At 58.4% G+C, this 18,254-nt stretch carries 18 protein-coding genes; 10 read left to right on the forward strand and 8 right to left on the reverse strand.

Features of this window, described 5'->3' with window-relative positions:
• Positions 1 to 70 precede the first annotated feature (70 nt).
• Together VGR81_06160 and VGR81_06165 are read left to right on the forward strand one after the other, a co-directional pair.
• Positions 71 to 403: a cupin domain-containing protein gene (locus VGR81_06160; GenBank protein HEV2288522.1), complete on the forward strand. Its 333-nt coding sequence runs from the start codon at positions 71 to 73 to the stop codon at positions 401 to 403.
• A gap of 251 nt (positions 404 to 654) precedes the next feature.
• Positions 655 to 1,800 (forward strand): glycine cleavage T C-terminal barrel domain-containing protein, encoded by a 1,146-nt coding sequence (locus VGR81_06165; protein ID HEV2288523.1) that lies wholly within the window; start codon positions 655 to 657, stop codon positions 1,798 to 1,800.
• Positions 1,801 to 1,876: 76 nt separating this feature from the next.
• On the opposite strand, the gene VGR81_06170 is transcribed toward VGR81_06165, so the two are convergent.
• From VGR81_06170 to VGR81_06185, 4 genes are all read right to left on the reverse strand, one after another.
• Positions 1,877 to 2,461, reverse strand: a complete 585-nt coding sequence (locus tag VGR81_06170) for an NADH-quinone oxidoreductase subunit B family protein (protein HEV2288524.1) — start codon at positions 2,459 to 2,461, stop codon at positions 1,877 to 1,879.
• 184 nt (positions 2,462 to 2,645) lie between these two features.
• Entirely contained in the window at positions 2,646 to 2,861 is a 216-nt protein-coding gene (locus tag VGR81_06175) for a hypothetical protein (GenBank protein HEV2288525.1), read from the reverse strand.
• A gap of 232 nt (positions 2,862 to 3,093) precedes the next feature.
• Positions 3,094 to 4,692 (reverse strand): hypothetical protein, encoded by a 1,599-nt coding sequence (locus VGR81_06180; GenBank protein HEV2288526.1) that lies wholly within the window; start codon positions 4,690 to 4,692, stop codon positions 3,094 to 3,096.
• Between the two features lie 189 nt (positions 4,693 to 4,881).
• Positions 4,882 to 5,910, reverse strand: a complete 1,029-nt coding sequence (locus VGR81_06185) for a zinc-binding dehydrogenase (protein ID HEV2288527.1) — start codon at positions 5,908 to 5,910, stop codon at positions 4,882 to 4,884.
• Positions 5,911 to 6,040: 130 nt separating this feature from the next.
• Between VGR81_06185 and VGR81_06190 the strand changes: the two genes are divergently transcribed.
• A complete protein-coding gene (locus VGR81_06190) occupies positions 6,041 to 6,856 on the forward strand; it encodes a class I SAM-dependent methyltransferase (protein HEV2288528.1) in 816 nt (271 codons plus the stop codon).
• A gap of 643 nt (positions 6,857 to 7,499) precedes the next feature.
• Here the strand turns inward: VGR81_06190 and VGR81_06195 are convergent.
• The gene (locus tag VGR81_06195; protein HEV2288529.1) at positions 7,500 to 7,712 is read right to left on the reverse strand and encodes a hypothetical protein; all 213 of its coding nucleotides are present in this window, start codon (positions 7,710 to 7,712) and stop codon (positions 7,500 to 7,502) included.
• Positions 7,713 to 8,172: 460 nt separating this feature from the next.
• Between VGR81_06195 and VGR81_06200 the strand changes: the two genes are divergently transcribed.
• The 7 genes from VGR81_06200 to VGR81_06230 all read left to right on the forward strand — a co-directional run bounded on the left by VGR81_06200 (position 8,173) and on the right by VGR81_06230 (position 12,461).
• Positions 8,173 to 9,000, forward strand: a complete 828-nt coding sequence (locus tag VGR81_06200) for an XdhC/CoxI family protein (protein HEV2288530.1) — start codon at positions 8,173 to 8,175, stop codon at positions 8,998 to 9,000.
• A 3-nt stretch (positions 9,001 to 9,003) separates the two neighbouring features.
• On the forward strand, positions 9,004 to 9,675 hold the full coding sequence (locus VGR81_06205; GenBank protein ID HEV2288531.1) for a nucleotidyltransferase family protein: 672 nt from the start codon (positions 9,004 to 9,006) through the stop codon (positions 9,673 to 9,675).
• Between the two features lie 42 nt (positions 9,676 to 9,717).
• A complete protein-coding gene (locus tag VGR81_06210) occupies positions 9,718 to 9,960 on the forward strand; it encodes a hypothetical protein (protein ID HEV2288532.1) in 243 nt (80 codons plus the stop codon).
• Between the two features lie 153 nt (positions 9,961 to 10,113).
• Positions 10,114 to 10,299 (forward strand): hypothetical protein, encoded by a 186-nt coding sequence (locus VGR81_06215; GenBank protein ID HEV2288533.1) that lies wholly within the window; start codon positions 10,114 to 10,116, stop codon positions 10,297 to 10,299.
• Positions 10,300 to 10,343: 44 nt separating this feature from the next.
• Positions 10,344 to 10,706 carry a hypothetical protein gene (locus VGR81_06220; protein HEV2288534.1) on the forward strand — a complete coding sequence of 121 codons (363 nt, stop codon included), beginning with the start codon at positions 10,344 to 10,346 and terminating at the stop codon, positions 10,704 to 10,706.
• Between the two features lie 298 nt (positions 10,707 to 11,004).
• Positions 11,005 to 11,706 (forward strand): cytochrome b/b6 domain-containing protein, encoded by a 702-nt coding sequence (locus VGR81_06225; protein HEV2288535.1) that lies wholly within the window; start codon positions 11,005 to 11,007, stop codon positions 11,704 to 11,706.
• Complete coding sequence (locus VGR81_06230; GenBank protein ID HEV2288536.1) at positions 11,703 to 12,461, forward strand: molybdopterin-dependent oxidoreductase; 759 nt, start codon at positions 11,703 to 11,705, stop codon at positions 12,459 to 12,461. The genes VGR81_06225 and VGR81_06230 overlap by 4 nt, the downstream gene beginning before the upstream one ends.
• Before the next feature lie 62 nt (positions 12,462 to 12,523).
• Here the strand turns inward: VGR81_06230 and VGR81_06235 are convergent, their stop codons facing one another.
• From VGR81_06235 to VGR81_06245, 3 genes are all read right to left on the reverse strand, one after another.
• Positions 12,524 to 12,916, reverse strand: coding sequence for an iron-sulfur cluster assembly scaffold protein (locus VGR81_06235; GenBank protein ID HEV2288537.1), 393 nt, complete (start codon positions 12,914 to 12,916; stop codon positions 12,524 to 12,526).
• Between the two features lie 192 nt (positions 12,917 to 13,108).
• Positions 13,109 to 15,634: an ABC transporter permease gene (locus tag VGR81_06240; GenBank protein ID HEV2288538.1), complete on the reverse strand. Its 2,526-nt coding sequence runs from the start codon at positions 15,632 to 15,634 to the stop codon at positions 13,109 to 13,111.
• 114 nt (positions 15,635 to 15,748) lie between these two features.
• Entirely contained in the window at positions 15,749 to 18,187 is a 2,439-nt protein-coding gene (locus VGR81_06245) for an ABC transporter permease (protein ID HEV2288539.1), read from the reverse strand.
• Positions 18,188 to 18,254: the final 67 nt, after the last annotated feature.

Here is an 18,254-nt window from a genome sequence, read left to right on the forward strand (position 1 = left end):
CTCTCCGTCCGCCGCTCCCGGAACCTGACCGCATCAACTCTCATCCAATCTGTCAGGAGGACTGACGACGATGCATCACGTGCGGCAAGAGAACCTGCCTTTTGTTGGGAGTTCGTATGAGTTTGTCGGCGCTGAGCAGGGCGAAACGGGTGTTTCGGTGTTCCTGTTCCATGGAAAGCCCGGTTTGGGGCCAGGCCCGCACAGGCATCCCTATGATGAGATTCAATTCATCCGCGAAGGCCGCGGAGTCTGGACGGTCAACGGCAAAACCTTTGAGGGCGCCGCTGGAGACATTTTTGTCATTAAAGCAGGCGAGGTCCACAGCTTCAAGGCCGTGGGTGATTCGCCGCTCGTACAAGTCGACGTGCACCTGAGTCCGCGTTTCATCCAGGAGAATTTATAGTTTTCCGGCGCTTCCACGGCCATGACCAAAATGGACGCGGCAAGCAACGTTGCGCGCTCCTTCGGAATAGCGCGTTCCCCGCGCTTAGCCCCGCAGCGATTGGCATCCTCGGTCACGGTACGGCAGCCCATTTTGCCGCTCGAGAACAGAACACTGTGTCCTTCCTTTTCGGCGCTTCACCCGCCGAAGATAGCGGTTTTCTCTGCGCTCAATGGCGCACCGCATCGCCCTCCATCTGCTAGAATTGCCTTGTGACCTCGATCCACATCGCCATCGAAACTCTCCTCCGGGCCGAACACGAAAAGCTCGGCGCCCATTTCGCTGAATACTTCGGCTGCGTGCTGCCTGCAAATTACGGTGATGCGCAGCGCGAGTACAAATTCGCGCGCGAATCCGTCGGCTTGATCGACACAAATTTCCACGCCGTGCTTTCCTTCGCCGGAAATGATCGCGTGCGCTATTTGAACGCCATGCTTACCGGCAACATTCGCGATCTTTTACCCGGCCGCGGCGATATTTCGCTTCTGCTCAGTCCGCAGGGCCGCATTCTCGCTGAAGTCGAAACGCTCGCGCTCGAGGATCGCTTTCTCGTGATCTCTCACGCCATGATTCGCGCACGTCTCATCGAAACGTTCGACAAATTCATTATCATGGACGACGTCACGCTTGAAGATTGCACCGACAAATTCGGCACGCTCGCGCTGGAAGGCCCACAGGTTCCCGTTGCGCTGCGTGAACTCTGCGGCCTCGATTTCGATTCCCTTCCCGAATTCGCGCACACCGAAAAATCCGTCGCCGGAATTCCCTGCCGCATCATTCGCCACTCCTGCGGAGAAATTCCCGCCGCGGATTTGCTCGCGCTGCGCGAAAATCTCCCCGCACTCTGGAACGCACTGCTCGAAGCGGCGCGCGCACAAAAAGGCGGGCCAGTCGGCTACGAAGCGTTGAATATTTTGCGATTGGAAGAAGGCGTCGCGTGGTACGGCGCGGACTTCGACGAAAATCAAATCCCGCATCAAGCCGCGCTCGAATCGACGCACATCAGTTACACGAAGGGCTGCTACACCGGTCAGGAAATTGTCGAGCGCGTGCGCTCGCGCGGGCAAATTCAGCGCCGCCGCGTGATGCTGCGTTTCGTCGGCGACGCAATTCCGCACGCGGGCGAACCGCTCTTCGCGCCGCTGCCGGAAGACCCCAACGAACGTGACGCGGAACATAAATCAGAAATCGGGTTAGTGACGCGCGCGGCGCGTTCGCCGAAATTCGGCGCCGTGATCGGTATGGGCTACGTTCGCCGCGAGCAGATGAATCCGGGAAGCAAAGTGAAATGGTCCGGCGGCGACGCCGAAGTTTTCGAATCGCCCGTTGCGCACAAGAAAAACGAATCCTGCGCTTAATTCGCAGCGCCCGAAAAAATCAAATCATGCTCTGCGTTGTTCTGTGCGAGGAAAAATTGCGTCGCGTGGCGCGAAATCAATTGTTGATGGTGATGCCTAGCGCGTTGCCGGGATTGCGATTCTTGCCGGTGTTGATCGCTTCGAGGAAGCTGCCGCGCTCGCCGTCGATTTTCTTCTGCAATTGCAGTAGCGCGTAAAGCAGCATTTCCGGCCGCGGCGGGCAGCCGGGAACGTACACATCCACGGGAATCGCCTGATTCACTCCCTGCACGATGGCGTAATTATTGAAGACGCCGCCGGAGGTCGCGCACACGCCCATTGAAATCACCCATTTCGGCTCGGGCATTTGATCGTAGAGCTGCCGAATCACCGGCGCCATTTTCTGCGAGACGCGCCCGGCGATAATCATCAGGTCCGATTGCCGCGGCGAGCCGCGAAACACTTCCGCGCCGAATCGCGCCACGTCGAAGCGCGACGCCGCGAAGCACATCATCTCAATCGCACAGCACGCCAGCCCGAACGACATCGGCCAAATCGAGCTGCGCCGCGCCCAGTTCACCAGCCGGTCGAGCTGCGCGAAAAGGATTCCTTCTTTCTTCAGGAAGTTGGTGGCTTCTTCCGGCGTTTCCAGCGTCACGCCCTTCGCAAGCTCCACGGCCATCGGCGAGTCTCCTCCGTAGTCAGCCTATTTTCGCACGGCGCACGCGCTAATGTAAATGGGCGGCAAAGCGCAGCAATGAATTGCCGCTCGGGCAGAACGCACAACCTGCGCGCCCGTTACCGAATGCAGAGAAAACTGTCCCCCGTAAAAATCCCCGACGTCAGGATTTTGGCGAGAGCGGCGGCTACATTGCCAGCACGCGCTGGGCCAGTTCGTGCCATTGCGCGGCTGTGATCGGAGGCATGGGCAAGCAATCGGTTTCGTAACGCAGTCGTTCCAGCTCGTATTGCTGGATCATGGCCTCCATGTGCTGGCGGCGTGGTGAGAAATGCGGACAGCGGTCGCAGCGCGGGCAATCTTCAATGCAGTAAGCAGGATCAAAAGGAAGGTTAGCTGGCATCGCCATAACTCCTTTCCGGCTCTGCCGTCTACGGCATGCACTTCAATTGCAATGCTGGCAGCGTTCTCCAACGAACGCAACGACGGGAGTCACGCCTCCGCGTGACCAGAGTCACGTCGTACCGCCTCAAATGCTGCCTGCGAACAAGAGGTGAGCTCTCAAACGCGCAAGATAACCCTGCCGAACGCCTCGCGCGCGGCGAGCGCGCATGACCGCGCCGCTACGGCGGCGCTCACTCTGGCAGCGAGGCCGTCACGCGAACGATGCGGGAAGAGTCTTTGGCGACGAAAGCAACGCTCTTTTCGTCGGAAGAAAACCGGCCCAGCGTCTGGAAGTCATATAGCTTGCTTTCCTTACCATCGATAACCATCAGCGTCCGGCTGCCGTCGGCGCCAATGACGCGATAGAAATAGTGTTTCCCGTTCTTGGTGAACCGCACGAGCGAAATATCGAAGGCGTTGTATTCCGTGCCTGGCTGACCATCAATGATGACCGTGCGCCGAGCGCGCGCCGTGCCGCCGGAGTTGTATGTATTTCCGCCGCGAATGATTTCGTAAGCCAGATGACTCGCGTCGGTGGATAACCACATCCAACCAATGCCTCCGAACTTGGCGTCAATGGGGAACGTCTTGCCGGGCTGATTGTCGCGGACTTCGACGAAATCAGTCCCGCGGCGCGCGACGTATGCAATATGCTGTTCGTCTTCTGTCAAGACCAGATCGCTTACAACGTCATCGAAGGAAGGCCCAGTCTGCTCTCCGTTCATGACCACAATGTCGCCTTTTCCGTTGCGCAGCGCGTAAACGAGCTTTCCGCTGGAATTGAATTTGGGATTCGAAATGCCCTGGAAACCAGCGTCCAGATCACGCGTTCCAGAGACCATGACTTGTGAATAATTCAAGAGGAGTGTCCAGGCACCCTGCATCCCGCTTCCCTCATAGCTGGATCCCGGTTTCCCATCCAGAACGACTGTTCCCGTGACCCCTTGCTTCTTCAATCCACCGCGGCTGGTTGCGCCGCCATAGACAAAGTGTTCATCGCCGGCGCTGAAGGCAATGGGGCTGAGGGTCACGAAGCTGGGGCCCGTGGCATCATCCACCAAATAGGTCCAGTTGGCCCCGACAGGCAAGACAGCAGCGTAGAAGCGGTTTGTGTGCGCACTGAAACCCCATTCCCGGAAGTCTACGCCGCTGAGATCGGGGCCTGTCTCTTTGCCGTCAACAACGGCGACCCATTTCCATTTCTTGCCGTGTTTTTTGCCAAAGTACGCGAGCCGCTTGCCGTCATCGCTGTATTGCGGATAACTGATGTCTTCGTATTCCGCGCCGGTTTGTTTTCCATCAACCACAAGCTGGCACTTCTTTTTTTCCGTACAAGCCGAATAAGCGAAGGAATTCCCCTTCGGCTGGAAAGCAACATCTGTGTGATACGTATAGCTCGGAGAACGCTCCTGGCTCTCCATGATGAGAATCCACTTGCCATCGCGTTTGCCGAAAAAAGCGAGATGTGCACCATCGGAGCTGAAACGCAAGAAGTCGATGCGCTCGAAGGCCGGCCCTTGCGTCTGGCCGTCGAGTACAACGGTCCAAAGATTGCCCTTTTTCTGTATCCAGGCGACATGGTCGCCTGCCTCTATAATTTCCTTAACTTCTGTCCCCTCAGGGATTTGAGCGATCACTTCCTCGTGGAAATCGACAGATTGCGCCGCCGTAGCACTCGCTGCTCGCGTTCCTTGAGCGGCAAGCGGAGGTCGCGAGGAAAACAACGTTGCCAGGACAAGCGCGAGACAAAATACTCCCAGAATCGGAAGAATCGAATGCTTCGCCCGCATAGATGCACCTCCCCGCGGCTCTCATTATGGATGATTGTGCTGGGGCCTTGGGCGACCTGCCCGATTGCGATGGATTGTGCCGGAATGCCTGGCGAATTGCAATAAGCCGCGCGCGGCGGCTTCAATCCGCTAGGGACGCGATCAAACAAGACGCCGCCGACTTCGCCGCCCCGCAAAGGCTGCTCGTACCTAGGTCTTGAGAACGATTTTGCCGAATTGCTCCCGCGATTCGAGCCGTTCGTGCGCCGCGCGCGCTTCCGCCAGCGGAAAAATTTTGTCGACGACCGGATGAACGAGCTTGCGCGCCACAAGCTCGAGCACAGGAAAAAGTTCCGCTTTGCTGCCCATGTAAGAACCGAGAATCGAGAGATGGCGGCTGAAGAGAAAACGCAGATCGATTTTCGCGTCGAACCCGGTCGTCGCGCCGCACGTGACGAGCCGCCCATTCACAGCGAGCGACGCGATGCTTTGCGGCCACGTCGCTGTGCCGACGTGCTCGAACACGACATCAACGCCGCGCTTCGCCGTAAGCTCTTTCACTTTCGCCTGAAAATTTTCCTTCGTGTGAATGATGACGTCATCCGCGCCTAGCGCGCGCGCCTTCTCGGCCTTTTCTTCGCTGCCGACCGTCGCGATCACTCGCGCGCCGAGAACCTTCGCGATTTGAATTCCTGCGCTCCCGACTCCGCTTCCGCCGCCAAGGATGAGCACGTCTTCGCCGGCCTGCAGCTTCGCGCGCGTGACGAGCATGTGCCACGCCGTGAGAAAAACCAGCGGAATCGCCGCAGCTTCTTCGAACGAAAGTCCCGCAGGCATCGCCATCACATTGCGCGCCGGCGCCACAACATATTCCGCGTAGCCGCCATTGACCAGATAGCCGAGCAGCGTGTATTTGCGGCAGAGGTTGTCGTTGCCCGCAAGGCACGCGGCGCAGCGTCCGCAGGAGACGCCCGGCTGCAGCAGAATTTTTTCGCCCGCGCGAATGTCGCTGACGAGTTCGCCCGCCGCGGCGATTTCGCCTGCGATATCGCTCCCGTTAATGTGCGGCATCGGAATTGCAATGCCGGGGATGCCGCGGCGAATCCACAGGTCCAGATGATTGAGTGCGCAGGCGCGGACGCGCACCAGAACTTCATCGGCGCGCGGCTTTGGCTCGACGACGTCCGTGTACGTTAGAACTTCCGGCCCGCCGTGCTGCGTGAAAATGACTGCTTTCATTCGGCTTTCTCCGTGGAAAATCGAATCAGAAGTTTACCGCAAATCCGCGCTTTTTTCGGAGCGCGGAGGCAAAAGGTGCTACTGTATGCGCAGGATCGCACGTCCCGACAATTCTCCCCGGAGGCATTTGATGAGCGCAGCGCATAGCGAATACGCCCTTGGCCGCACGCAGCAGGAATACGCCCGCCTCGCGCACCAATCTGCGCTCATGGAGCCGATGACACGCCGCACGTTCACCGACGCGGGCATCGTTCCCGGCATGCGCGTTCTCGATCTCGGCTCCGGCGCCGGAGACGTCTGCATACTGCTCGCCGGCATGGTCGGCCAGTCCGGCAGCGTCATCGGCCTCGATGTCGACGCCAGCGCCATCGCGCACGCCAGCGAACGCGCCGCTGCCGCCGGCTTGCGCAACATCTCTTTCATCAATTCCGACGTCTCTCACTTCGCGCCGGAAGAACCCATCGACGCCATCGTCGGCCGCTTCATCCTCATGTACCAACCCGATCCCAGCGCCACGCTCGCCGCTCTCGCCAAACATCTTCGCCCGGGCGGCGTCGTCGCTTTTCTCGAACCCTCCTTCGCAGCCATGCCGCCCAATGAAACTGTCCTCAGCCGCGTCGGCTCCTGCGTCATCGAAACGCTCCGCCGGACTGGCGCTCATCTCGATCTCGGCTTGCGTCTTCACACTGTCTTCACCAAAGCCGGTCTGCCGTTGCCGCACATGCGTTTCGAAGCCGTCATGGACGGCGCTCCGGACTCGCACATCCATCAATACATCACCGACACGTACGCCAGCCTTTTGCCCAAGGCCATCCAGCTCGGCGTCCCCACCGCTGAGGGTCTCGTGCCGCTCGACGAAATCCCTCATCGCATCTCTGTTGAACTCGAAGCTCTGGGCTATGCCGCCTTCGTCTGCCCCATGGTCTGCGCCTGGTGTAAGACCTAGCCTTGTCATTCCGCCTGCCCTGATGCGATGGACGCGACTGTCCGAAATCGCAAAATTTTTCAAAAAATCGAAAGAATCAGCGATTAGAACGGCCTCCTTCCTTTTGTTTTGTGTAAGTTAGGTCAACTTCTAATTCTTCATAGAATAAGCGATTAGAATTGGATTTTCGGGGCGGAAACGGGGCTTTCAGGGTTTTTCGAATGAATTGCAGCGCCATTCTTGACATATCCCCCTAAACGAAAAAAGCCACCCGAAGGTGGCCATGCACTTCTCCCGCGCGCATTGTCTGGCTGATCTCCAGCCGCACTACCTGTATATCAGAGAGTTAACAGAAAGTCAAGAAGAAAATCGCAGCGCGGGAAGAGCGCAGAGCTTCGGGATAAAGCGAATTTTACCGGATATCGGTGGCAAGTAGAGGCAATCCGCGGCCAGTAGCCGTTGACCGCGCCACGTCCGAGGTGTAGGATGAAATCAATACGCATTCTCGCAACAGGAGATTTCATGGCGCGAGTGGCAGAAATGCCAAAAACCGAAAAGCAGTCGAGGACACCGGCCGAGAAGCTGCTCGCAGTCATCGAGGGGCACTTGTCTCAGTTCTCTCCTGAGGAACAGAAGGCCAAGTGGGACGGCCTTGAGCGCCATCTCAAAAATCTCTCGCGTGGAACTCACGCCAAGCGGCGAGCGCTGCGTTCCAGGCGGGCGAATTCTCTGTAATTTCCAACCACTGCAATTCGGCCATCACTAACTCTACTGTCTCCAAGTGCAAAATTTCCTGGATGATCTTCCGTTTTCGTCGCAGTTCTTCGCGAGCAGCTTGTTTGGCTGGAGGATCAACCCCTTCGGCGTCGGTCGTCATAGAGCGCCGCAGAGGGTAACACACAAGATAGATTTATGGTTGATTAATGATGGATGGCCGCGAGCCCTACCCAAATGTAAAAAGCCATGTGAGGCGGCTTTGTGGTCCTAGGGCGCGCATCTCAGGAGACGAATCGCGGAAGGGGCTGGCTTGCGGTCAAAAAAATATGCGGAGACGGCTTCCTTCACATTTTTCCTGAGAGCGTCCCAGTCGTCTGCCTGAGTAAAGATGGGGTCGCTTAAACACTCAGCGACAAATCCGCCGTCGGCCTCTTGCATCACCTCAAACGCGATTTCGTTCATGCCGCTAGGTTAAGCCACTGGCGGTCAATGGACAAACGGGTAGGTCGCGCGCGCGTCTGCATCGGTATGCAACGACAGGCGGGGCTGAAGCGTCGCGCCGGCCCGCGGGGCGATTGACACAGGCTGCGGCGCGCCGTAACCTGAATCAGGCGACGACGATGGATCTGTTCGAAGAAATTGTGCGGATGAGGCGCGCGGGGCAGCGCGGCGCGCTGGCGACGATCGTACACACAAACGGCTCGATCCCAAGCTATGAGAGTTCGCGGATGTTGGTGCGCGAAGACGGCTCGATTGCTGGCACCGTCGGCGGCGGATGCGTCGAGGCGGAAGTGTGGGCCGCGGCGAAAGAAGCGATTCACGAAGAGACGCCGCGGAAGATGACGTTCAATTTGAACAATGAGGCGGCATACGACGCGGGATTGATTTGCGGCGGGACGCTGGAGATTTTCGTCGAACCGATTTTGCCGCAGCCGAAGCTATATTTGTTCGGCGGCGGGCACGTCTCGACGGCGCTGGCGCGCGTGGCGCATCTGGCAGGATTTTCGATCACGGTGATCGACGACCGGGCGAGCTTCGCGAATGCGGAACGCTTTCCGATGGCCGAAGAAGCGATCACGACGTACGAAGAGGCGTTTGGAAAAGTTAAGCCGAACGCGTCGTCGTACCTCGTGATTGTGACGCGCGGGCACAAGGACGATATGCGCGTGCTCGAATGGGCCGTCGGCACAGACGCGCGCTACATCGGAATGATCGGCAGCAAACGCAAAGTGATCTCCGTTTACAAGGCACTGGAGAAACAAGGCATCGCCGCGAAACAGTTCGCGCGCGTGCATGCGCCGGTGGGATTGGAAATCGGCGCGCTGACGCCGGAAGAAATCGCCGTGAGCGTGACGGCGGAGCTGATTGCGATTCGCAGAAATGCGCCGTCCGGCGTGACGCACAAAGCGGTGCGTTTGGACAAAGTGCCCGCGCTGAAGCACGAGTGAAGCATGCTGGCCGTTGTGATTTTGGGGGCGGGCGAATCGCGGCGCATGGGCCAGCCGAAAGCGCTGCTTCCCTTCCCTGAAAATTTTGCGCCTCGTGCAGCGCGAGAGCCATCGGATGCCGGGCCGAAGCCCGCCGCCGCGAAATCTTCGCAGCAGCATTCAACGAAAACATTCTTGTGCCATTTAATCGATGTGACGCGGCATCCGCGTGCGGGACTTCTGCGCGTCGTTGTGGGTGCGCACGCGGAAGAAATTCGCGCGCGTGCGAAATTGGACGCGGAAGAACTCGTGGTGAATGAGGAGTGGCAGCGCGGGCAGCTTTCGTCGCTGCGTGCAGCGATACGCAGCTTGCCGGCAGGCGCGACGGAGGGAATGCTCGTTTGCCTGGTGGATCATCCGCTGATTTCGGAGCGCGTGATCGCGCAGCTGATGGATGCATTCGATGGAGCGAAAAATCGCGTCGTGATTCCGACATTTCGCGGACGGCGCGGGCATCCAGTGATTTTTTCGAGCGCGCTTTACAGCGAATTGCTGAATGCACCGGAAGAAATTGGCGCGCGAGCCGTGGTACGTGCACACGATGGAGATGTGATTGAAGTTGCGGTGGAAGAAGAAGGTGTGTTGCTGAATTTGAACGAGCCTGAATCTCTGCGGCGAATTGCGAATCCAACGTAACGTGCCGCATTTGGCGCGACATTAAGAAAGAGGAGTGCTCGCATGCCTCGCATGAATGGAGTGGAAGCAAAAGACGCGCCGTGGCACGTTCGGCTGATTTACTGGGCCATGAAACGGCGGCTGGGACAGGTTTCGGAAACGACGAAGATTCTGGCGCATGATCCGCGGTTGCTGCGGCAGTGGACGCGCATGACGAAATATTCAGAAGCCAAAGGTGAGCTATTGCCGCGGCTGCGGCGGCTGGCGATGCTGAAAACGGCGATGATGGTGGGGTGCCCGTTTTGAATTGACATCCATTCTGCCGTCGGCAGAAAAAGAAATGGAATTACGGAAGAACAGCTTCTGGATCTGGCGCAATTCGAACCAAGCGCGCATTTCACGGAGACAGAGAAAAACGTTCTGCGGCTGACTGCGGCGCTGACGCGGACGCCGGCGAACGTGAGCGATGAACTCTTCGCGGCGCTGAGGCGGGATTTTTCGGAGCGGCAGATCGTGGAACTGACGGCGGCGATTGGGTGGGAGAATTATCGCGCGCGGTTCAACCGAGCGTTTGGCGTCGAGGCGGCAGGATTTTCGCACGGGAAGTTCTGTCCGCTGCCGGAGCGGCCGAGTTCCTCAGGCTAGAGTGCGTGACATCGCAAAGGTTTGCGTATTAGCATGGCGCAACCATGACCCAACGGAGCGCAATCGCCTCGAAACAATTTTGCTGCTCGTCGTGGCGCGCGATGTGCTTTTGGGGTTGCGCGTTCGCGGTTTTTTATGCGGCAGGATTGGCAGCGATTTACTGGCTGCACTTGCCAAAATACGGCCTCGCAACGCTCTTTGCGGCGCTGGGGCTCGCGTGCGTGGCGAATTTTGCGCGGAACCGAACTTTTCATTGCGTGATCACGGCGCCGTTCTTTCTTTTGGTGGCACTCGTTTTTGCGCTGAACGCCAGCGGGATTTGGAGAATCTCAGCGTCCATCATGTGGATTATTGTCGCGATCGTGACTTGTGCTGCGTTCATGCTCGAGCGCCGCTTCGCATCCTAGACCTCGGCCTAGCCAGAGTCGCTCCGGCCACTATGTCGCGAGAGTCAATCCACTTGTAATTCCCAATTCGACGACCTGGAATGCCACAACCGCACTGCTCAGAAGGACAATCCTCTGCCGCGAGGCGAATGTTACATTTGGGCCCTTGATTGCTGGACCAGATTTCGCTCAGCTGCGGTAGAATCACAAAGCCGTTGAGGAGCGAAGTGAATTGGGCTTCCCGTGCGGTCGCGCAGTGGATTGATCCGCAAAGACGAGACTGATAAGCCCCGTCTCGGCCTCGGAGGTTCCTGCTCGTATGCGCCATTCTGCAGTTGTGCGGATCACTCACTGGATTATCACGCTAGGCTTCTTTGCCCTGCTCCTCACCGGCATTGAAATTCTGATTTCTCATCCGCGCTTCTACTGGGGCGAGACGGGAAACGATTTGACCAAGCCGTTATTTCAAATCCCCATCCCCTCCTCGAGAGATATGGTCCCGACGGGTTACAACTACGTCCTGCCGGACCAGAATGGCTGGAGCCGCGCGCTGCACTTCGAAGCTGCGTGGCTCGTGTTCTTCACTGGCTTGCTGTACGTGCTGTTTGGTATTTTCTCCGGGCATCTCCGGAAAAACTTGCTGCCGGCCAAGTCTGATCTTTCCTGGCGAAGTCTATGGGCAACAATCCTCAACCATCTGCGGTTCCGGCGGCCGCTTGAACACGAAGCGTGGTCCTACAACATACTCCAGAGGCTTTCGTATCTTTTTGTGATCTTTGTTTTGTTCCCTCTGGTGATCTGGACTGGCCTGGCAATGTCTCCAACATTTACTGCAGCGTTTCCGTCGTCGGTCATTCTCCTGGGCGGCCGGCAATCCGCTCGCACGATTCACTTCTTTGTTTCCATTGTTCTCGCCCTGTTTTTGGTGGTGCACATTGCGATGATTTCTCTGGCTGGATTCCGGAGCCGCACGCGAGCGATGGTCACCGGACGAGCAGACGCAGGTGAGGAGCACACATGACAAAGGTCTCACGGCGTAAGTTGATTCTGGGTGGACTCGCATTGGCAGCAGGAGCAAGCGGTCTGGACGCAGCCGCCAAGCTGGCGGAAAAGTACGGCTTGATTCCGCCGGACCACAGGGGAATCTATGGCCCAGGTGAAACGCTGAACTATGCTTTCCAACGCCTGCTGGGGCGCCACTCTCTGGCGCGCGAGTTCCCCGCGAGCATGATTTCGAAGCGCCCCTTCGCGAACGAAATTGCTCCGCCGAGTGACGCTTTCAAGCGCCTGCAGGCTGGCGGATTCGCAGACTGGCGGCTGACCGTGGACGGCCTGGTGGAGCGGCCCGCCTCGTTTTCGCTTGACCAAATCCGGAGCTTTCCACGCCGCAGCCAGATTACCGAAGTCGCCTGCGAAGAAGGCTGGTCCTACGTAGCCGAGTGGATTGGCGCGCGGCTCTCTGACATCCTGAATACGACAATAGTTCGCCCGCAGGCCAAATACGTGGTCTATTTTTCGATGGATCCGCAATGGTGGGACAGCCTCGATATGGACGAAGCGACGCATCCTCAGACTTTTCTCACCTATGGGATGAATGGGAAGGATCTCCCAGTGGGCAGTGGCGGCCCGCTGCGCATGCGTGTCCCACGACAGCTTGGCTACAAGAGCGTCAAGTTCATTACGCATTTAACCGTCATCGACGACATCAAGAAGTTCAGGAACGGACTGGGTTCGTTCGAGCCAGAAGGTGGCTACGCCTGGTACGCAGGCATCTGAAGAGTCTGCGCAACACCTACAGCACGAAAATGAGAGGTACGAACGTGCGAACGCGGCCGACTCTACTTCAATTTGGCGAAGAGGGCGACGAGAGCGTCGGAGGCAAGCTGCGCTCCGTGAAATGTGGCCGGGGGCAGGCCGCCGAGCGAGTCGGAGATTTTTGCGGCGGTGACGGCCCAAGCTTCATTGAGAGATTTTCCGATGAGGAGCTCGGTGAGCGCGGAAGCGGAAGCGACGGTCGCGACACAGCCCTGAGCTTTGAAACGCACGGCAGAGATTTTGCCGGCGTCGACGCGAACAGAGAGGCGAAGAACGTCGCCGCAAACGGGATTCGAGACGTCCACTGCAGCGGTGGCATCAGGGAGATCGCCGGCGTTGCGAGGATTCTTGAAATGATCGACGACAGCAGCAGAGTGCATCACAAGAAGTATGGCAAAGCGAGCGCGGAGATTCAACGCGGCATCGGCGGCAAGATGCTTCCGTGATGCGTGGCTTCAAAGACGAGTTTCATACGTTACAAGGCGTCACTCGTAGCGCGAGGCGACCCTGCCTGCGGCAGGCAGGCATAGGATCGGCCCGCCTTCGCTAAACACAGGCTTCGGCGGGCAAGCGCGCCTGGCGCGAATTCGTAATCGCCCAACGGCGTTCTACTCATACCTCAGCGCGACGATGGGGTCGACTTTCATGGCGCGGCGCGCGGGAATATAACAGGCAAAGAGCGCGACAGCGACGAGAACCGCGGCGACGGCGACAAAGGTCAAAGGATCGTAGGATTTCACGCCGAAAGTCAGGCTCGCGACCAAACGCGTGACCCCAAGCGCGGCGACGACACCAATTGCAAGGCCAATCAAAGTCAGCGTGATGCCCTGGCGGATGACTATGCGGAGAACGTCGGCGGGTTTGGCGCCCAGGGCCATGCGAATACCAATTTCGTGCGTCTTGCGCGTGACGGAATATGCCATGGTGCCGTAAAGGCCGATCATGGCGAGCGTGAGAGCCAGCAAGCCAAAAACGGAGGTGAGCTGGGCAAAGAGGCGCTCCTGAGAGAGAGCCTCGCTGGTTTCCTCGGTTTGCGTTTTCAGATCCATAAGAGGCAGGGCGGGATCGGCCTGGCGCACGGCGTCTCGAAGCTCGGAGATCACTGTTGACGGCGGGCCCTGGGTGCGAACTTCGAAGAACATCATGTCGAGAGTCTTAGGACTCTGTGCGTAAGCATAATAGGCCTTGGGGAGGGGCTCGGAGCGCGGGTCGGTCAACTCCGCGGGCCTGGCCACGCCGACGATTTCAATCGTGTGCTGAGGATCGAACTTCAAACCTCTGCTGAAGCGGTGACCGACGGGATTTTCCCCAGGGAAAAATTTCTTGGCGAAGGTTTCGTCGACAACCGCGATGATGGGCGAGGCCGCTGTATCGCTCGGCAGGATGCCCCGGCCCAGAATGATGGGAATGCCCATGGTGCGAAAGAAGTCCGGGCCGATGTGTTGCGAGCGAATGATAGGGTTATCGGATTTTGGCGCGGTGCCTTCGGCGTACACGGAATTATTATTGGACCAGCCGTTGAAGGGAGCATATTCCATCAAAGTGGCGGCTTTGACGCCAGGGATGGACTGGATGCGATCCAGCAACTGCGAATAGAAATTGACCAAGCGAGCATCGTGATAGCCCGCGCGAGTCGGATCCAGGGCAAAGCTCAACAAATTCCGCTGGTTGAAACCGAAATTGTTGTTTTCAAAGTTGATGAGGGTACGAACGAAAAGACCCGCGCCGACCATGAGGACGAGAGAGGCGGCAACCTGCGCGACAATCAGCGATTTGCCGAGGCGATGCTTATCGCGCACATCGGTGATGTTTGCGGCGCTGTCTTTCATGGCGGATGCCAGCTCGACGCGCGTGATACGAAACGCGGGGGCGAGACCGAAGATGACTCCGGTGAGGATTGCTGCGACCAGCGTGAAGAGGAGTACTTTCAGATCCGTGCCGGTATCCAAGACCATCGGAGTGCCACCGCCGGACATAAGCGCAACCAAAGCGCGTGTTCCGGAGGAAGCGAAAAGCAATCCCAACGCGCCGCCGAGAACGGACATCAAGACGCTTTCGGTGATCAACTGGCGAATCAGACGAGCGCGCGAAGCGCCTACAGCCAGACGCACGCTGATTTCTTTCTTCCGGCCCGTGGCGCGCGCGAGGAGCAAAGTTGCGACGTTCGCGCAGGCGATCAAAAGGACGAGTCCGACGGCGAACATGAGAACGTAGAGCGGCTGTCCGGTGCTTTGTTGCAACTGGGGCAGGCCCTGCGTGGCGGAAGCCAGGGACATGTGCGGGACCTGGTCGGGTTTGTCCGGGTGCCAATTCGCGGTGACGATTTGATGGAATAACGCGTCGAGGCCGCTCTGCGCCTGAGCGCGCGTCACGCCATTTTGCAGACGACCCATGACGTTTACACAAAGCCAATTAGGCGCAGCGAAGACGGAAGTGGCGCCACCGCCGGGCGGGCTGCTCCAAGGACGCATTTCGGGCTTATCGTCAAAGGGCACCCAAAGATCAGGCTCGATTCCGATTTGAACGCCGTAAAACGTTGGCGGCGTGACACCGACAATGGAAAAAGGGATGCCATTCAAAGTAACGTCCTGGCCAAGAATCGAGGCGCTCTGGGCGAACTGGCGCGTCCAATAGGCGTAACTGACGACGGCGACGTGCGGCGCGCCGGGGTTTTCGTCGGATTCGTTGATGCCGCGACCGAGAAGAGGAGCGACGCCGAGCGTGGAGAAGAATTCTCCCGAGACCATCATGCCATTGGCGAGAGTGGGCTGGCCATTGATGCCGACCGTGGTGTTCTGGGCGTTGAAGCCGAGCGGTGCCCACGCGAAAATGCCGGAAAACAATTTGTTCTGCTGGCGGAATTCTTCAAACGTGGGATAGGAAAATGAGTACTTGGAATCCCAGCCTGTCTGGCCGAACTGCGGCGGCCATTTGTTGTCGTCCCATTGGAAGAGGGCGAGCTGCTGAGGATTTTTCACGGGCAAGGATTTGAGCATGACGGCATCGATGAGACTGAAGATCGCGGTATTGGCGCCGATGCCGAGAGCGAGAGTGAGAACGGCAACGATGGTGAAGCCGGGAGACTTGATGAGAATGCGAAATGCGTAGCGCAAATCCTGCCAGAGTGTGTTCATTGGATGTTTTGTGTACCTCGCCAAGTTAGACGAACAAAGAGTTCAAATGTAATCACGACGCCAAAAGCAACGCGCGAAAAATCTGTCTCCTTTACATTCCAAAATGAGCGCCGACTATTCATAGCGAAGCGCGACCATAGGATCCGTGCGCATGGCGCGGCGCGCGGGAATGTAACAAGCGAAAAGCGCGACGGCGGCGAGCACGACAGCCACGAGAATAAATGTGGCCGGGTCCGCAGCTGAGACGCCGAACAGCAAGCTGGACATCAGGCGCGTCAGACCGAGCGCGGCAACGATTCCTGCCGCGACGCCGACGCCAACGAGTTTTGCCCCCTGCCCCAAGACGAGATGCAGAACATCTTTTTGTTGCGCGCCGAGCGCAACGCGAATGCCGATCTCGCGCGTGCGCTGGGTGACAACGTAGGCCATCACTCCGTACAGCCCGACGGCGGCGAGGATAAGCGCGAGGGCGGCGAAAACACCAAGGAGAGTCGCGGCCAAACGCGGCTGGGAAAGGGATTGGGAGATCAGATCTTCGAACGGAATGGTCCTCGAGACCGGAATCTGGGAATCCACCGTATGAATCGCGGAAACGACGGGCTTCGCGGAGTTCGCCGGAGCTGCTTCGGTGCGCACGACCAAGCTGATCGGCAAGCCGGGAAGAAACTGAGCGGCGTCCGATGGATTCATTGCGCTCATGCAGACGTAGACGGATGGGCGCGGAGGTTCTGTAGGACCGAACTGACGCTCGTCGCCAGCGACACCGACGATGCGGAGCCAGGGGTGAACTCCATCCCAAAGATTGACGCTTTGGCCGATGGGGTCCTGATTGGGAAAGTACTCTTCTGCGAACGCGCGATTGACAACAGCAACGAGAACGCCGCTTGCGTCGTCGCTATCGGAGAGATCACGGCCGCGAAGAATGGGAACGTGCATGGTGGTGAGATAGCCGGCGCTGACGAGGCGCCATTCCGCTACCTGATTGTCTCCGGGCTTGGGCATGGGCCGACCCTGAATCTTAAAGTCACCATTAATGTTCAGACCAGAAAACGGGAGGTACACAATGCTGCTGGCAGAGACGACGCCTGGAAGCGCCTTGATGTGGCCGAGCATTTCGTGAATCGAAGCGAGGCGCGTGGGAACCTGAGCCACGGTGGTGCTTGGAAGATACAGCTCCATGGTGAGGACGTTGTGAGGATCGAATCCGGGCGCAACATGGAGAAGCGAGGAGAAGGAACGGAGCATCAGGCCTCCTCCGATAAGGAGCAACATAGCAGTGGCGATTTCAAAAGCGACGAGGAAGCTCTTGAAGCGCGACATGCCGCCTGCGGAGCCGGAGCGTTCTCCGGCCTCCTTCAAAGTGGCGCCCAAATCGACGCGACCAGAGTGGAGAGCGGGCACGAGGCCGAAGAGCAGGCCGGTGAGCAACGAGAGCGCCGCGGTAAAGAGCAGGATGCGCGAGCCAATGTGAATCGAGCCGGCGGTTTGGAGCATGTTTGCGGGCGCGATGGAAAGGAGCGCAGGAGTGGCGCTATACGCGAAGGCAAGTCCCAAAGCGGCACCGACGATGGCCAGCACGACACTTTCTGTGAGCAATTGACGCATGATGCGGCCACGGCCCGCACCCAGGGCGGCGCGAAGAGCCATCTCCTTGCGCCGCGTGGTCCCGCGCGCGAGCAAGAGATTGGCAACGTTCACGCAAGCGATAAGGAGTACGAAGCCGACGGCAGCAAGAAGGGTTAGGAGTGCCGGACGAATATTGCGAACGCGAAGGTCTTGAAGCGAATCCGTGCGAATGCCGCGCTTGGCATTTGTGTCGGGATATTGCTTCCGGAGACGCGCGCCGATGGTGTCCATGTCCGCAGAGGCCGCGGCAAGCGAGACGCCCAGTTTAAGCCTGCCAATCACTTCCAAGGCATGGCTGCCACGATCCTGGACAAGCGGATTATCCGGAGTGAGCGACGTCCAGAGTTCTTCGTCCTGAACGGGAGCAAAGCTGGGGGAAGTGACGCCTGCGACGGTATAAACCTCGCCACTGAGTTCCAAAGTTTTCCCCACAATGTTCGGGTCTGCACCGAAGACGCGATGCCAGAGGCCGTTGCTTAGTACCGCAACGCGCGCACCGGCATTGAAGTCACTGCTGTTAAACAATCGTCCGAGGGCCGGTTGAGCGTCGAGCAGGCCGAAGAAGTCAGCAGAAACTTCCATGTTGCGAAGGCGCTGCGGCTCGCCGGAGCCAGTGAGATTCAGGCCATCCTCGAAATAGGCGGCGAGGCCGGAGAAAGAGCGACTCTGTGCGCGCCAATCATCGAAATCGGGGCCGGAGGCCGTGCCAAGGCCCTTTCCCGAAAGGGTCAAGGTTTCGTGAAGTTGGACGAGTTGCTGCGGCTGGGGATAAGGGAGGGGTTGGAGCAAAACGCCGTTGACGACGGTGAAGATGGCGGTGTTGGCACCGATGCCGAGAGCGAGAGTGAGGACGGCAATCAACGTGAAACCGGGAGACTTGATAAGAACTCGAAAGGCATAGCGCAAATCCTGCCAGAGTGTTGTCATAACATTCTCCGAAAGAGATTATAGAAGCCGACCGCCGACGACCGGTTACAACAGCAAATACAAAATC

The sequence above is a fragment of the Candidatus Acidiferrales bacterium genome, from assembly GCA_035934015.1.
Taxonomy (GTDB): Bacteria; Acidobacteriota; Terriglobia; order Acidiferrales; family UBA7541; genus DAHUXN01.

Coding starts and splice junctions, on each gene's coding strand:
- VGR81_06220 (HEV2288534.1), top strand. CDS start 10,344: ATGACCCAACGGAGCGCAATCGCCTCGAAACAATTTTGCTGCTCGTCG.
- VGR81_06210 (HEV2288532.1), top strand. CDS start 9,718: ATGCCTCGCATGAATGGAGTGGAAGCAAAAGACGCGCCGTGGCACGTT.
- VGR81_06200 (HEV2288530.1), top strand. CDS start 8,173: ATGGATCTGTTCGAAGAAATTGTGCGGATGAGGCGCGCGGGGCAGCGC.
- VGR81_06185 (HEV2288527.1), bottom strand. CDS start 5,910: ATGAAAGCAGTCATTTTCACGCAGCACGGCGGGCCGGAAGTTCTAACG.
- VGR81_06160 (HEV2288522.1), top strand. CDS start 71: ATGCATCACGTGCGGCAAGAGAACCTGCCTTTTGTTGGGAGTTCGTAT.
- VGR81_06175 (HEV2288525.1), bottom strand. CDS start 2,861: ATGCCAGCTAACCTTCCTTTTGATCCTGCTTACTGCATTGAAGATTGC.
- VGR81_06180 (HEV2288526.1), bottom strand. CDS start 4,692: ATGCGGGCGAAGCATTCGATTCTTCCGATTCTGGGAGTATTTTGTCTC.
- VGR81_06225 (HEV2288535.1), top strand. CDS start 11,005: ATGCGCCATTCTGCAGTTGTGCGGATCACTCACTGGATTATCACGCTA.
- VGR81_06230 (HEV2288536.1), top strand. CDS start 11,703: ATGACAAAGGTCTCACGGCGTAAGTTGATTCTGGGTGGACTCGCATTG.
- VGR81_06205 (HEV2288531.1), top strand. CDS start 9,004: ATGCTGGCCGTTGTGATTTTGGGGGCGGGCGAATCGCGGCGCATGGGC.
- VGR81_06190 (HEV2288528.1), top strand. CDS start 6,041: ATGAGCGCAGCGCATAGCGAATACGCCCTTGGCCGCACGCAGCAGGAA.
- VGR81_06245 (HEV2288539.1), bottom strand. CDS start 18,187: ATGACAACACTCTGGCAGGATTTGCGCTATGCCTTTCGAGTTCTTATC.
- VGR81_06195 (HEV2288529.1), bottom strand. CDS start 7,712: ATGACGACCGACGCCGAAGGGGTTGATCCTCCAGCCAAACAAGCTGCT.
- VGR81_06240 (HEV2288538.1), bottom strand. CDS start 15,634: ATGAACACACTCTGGCAGGATTTGCGCTACGCATTTCGCATTCTCATC.
- VGR81_06170 (HEV2288524.1), bottom strand. CDS start 2,461: ATGGCCGTGGAGCTTGCGAAGGGCGTGACGCTGGAAACGCCGGAAGAA.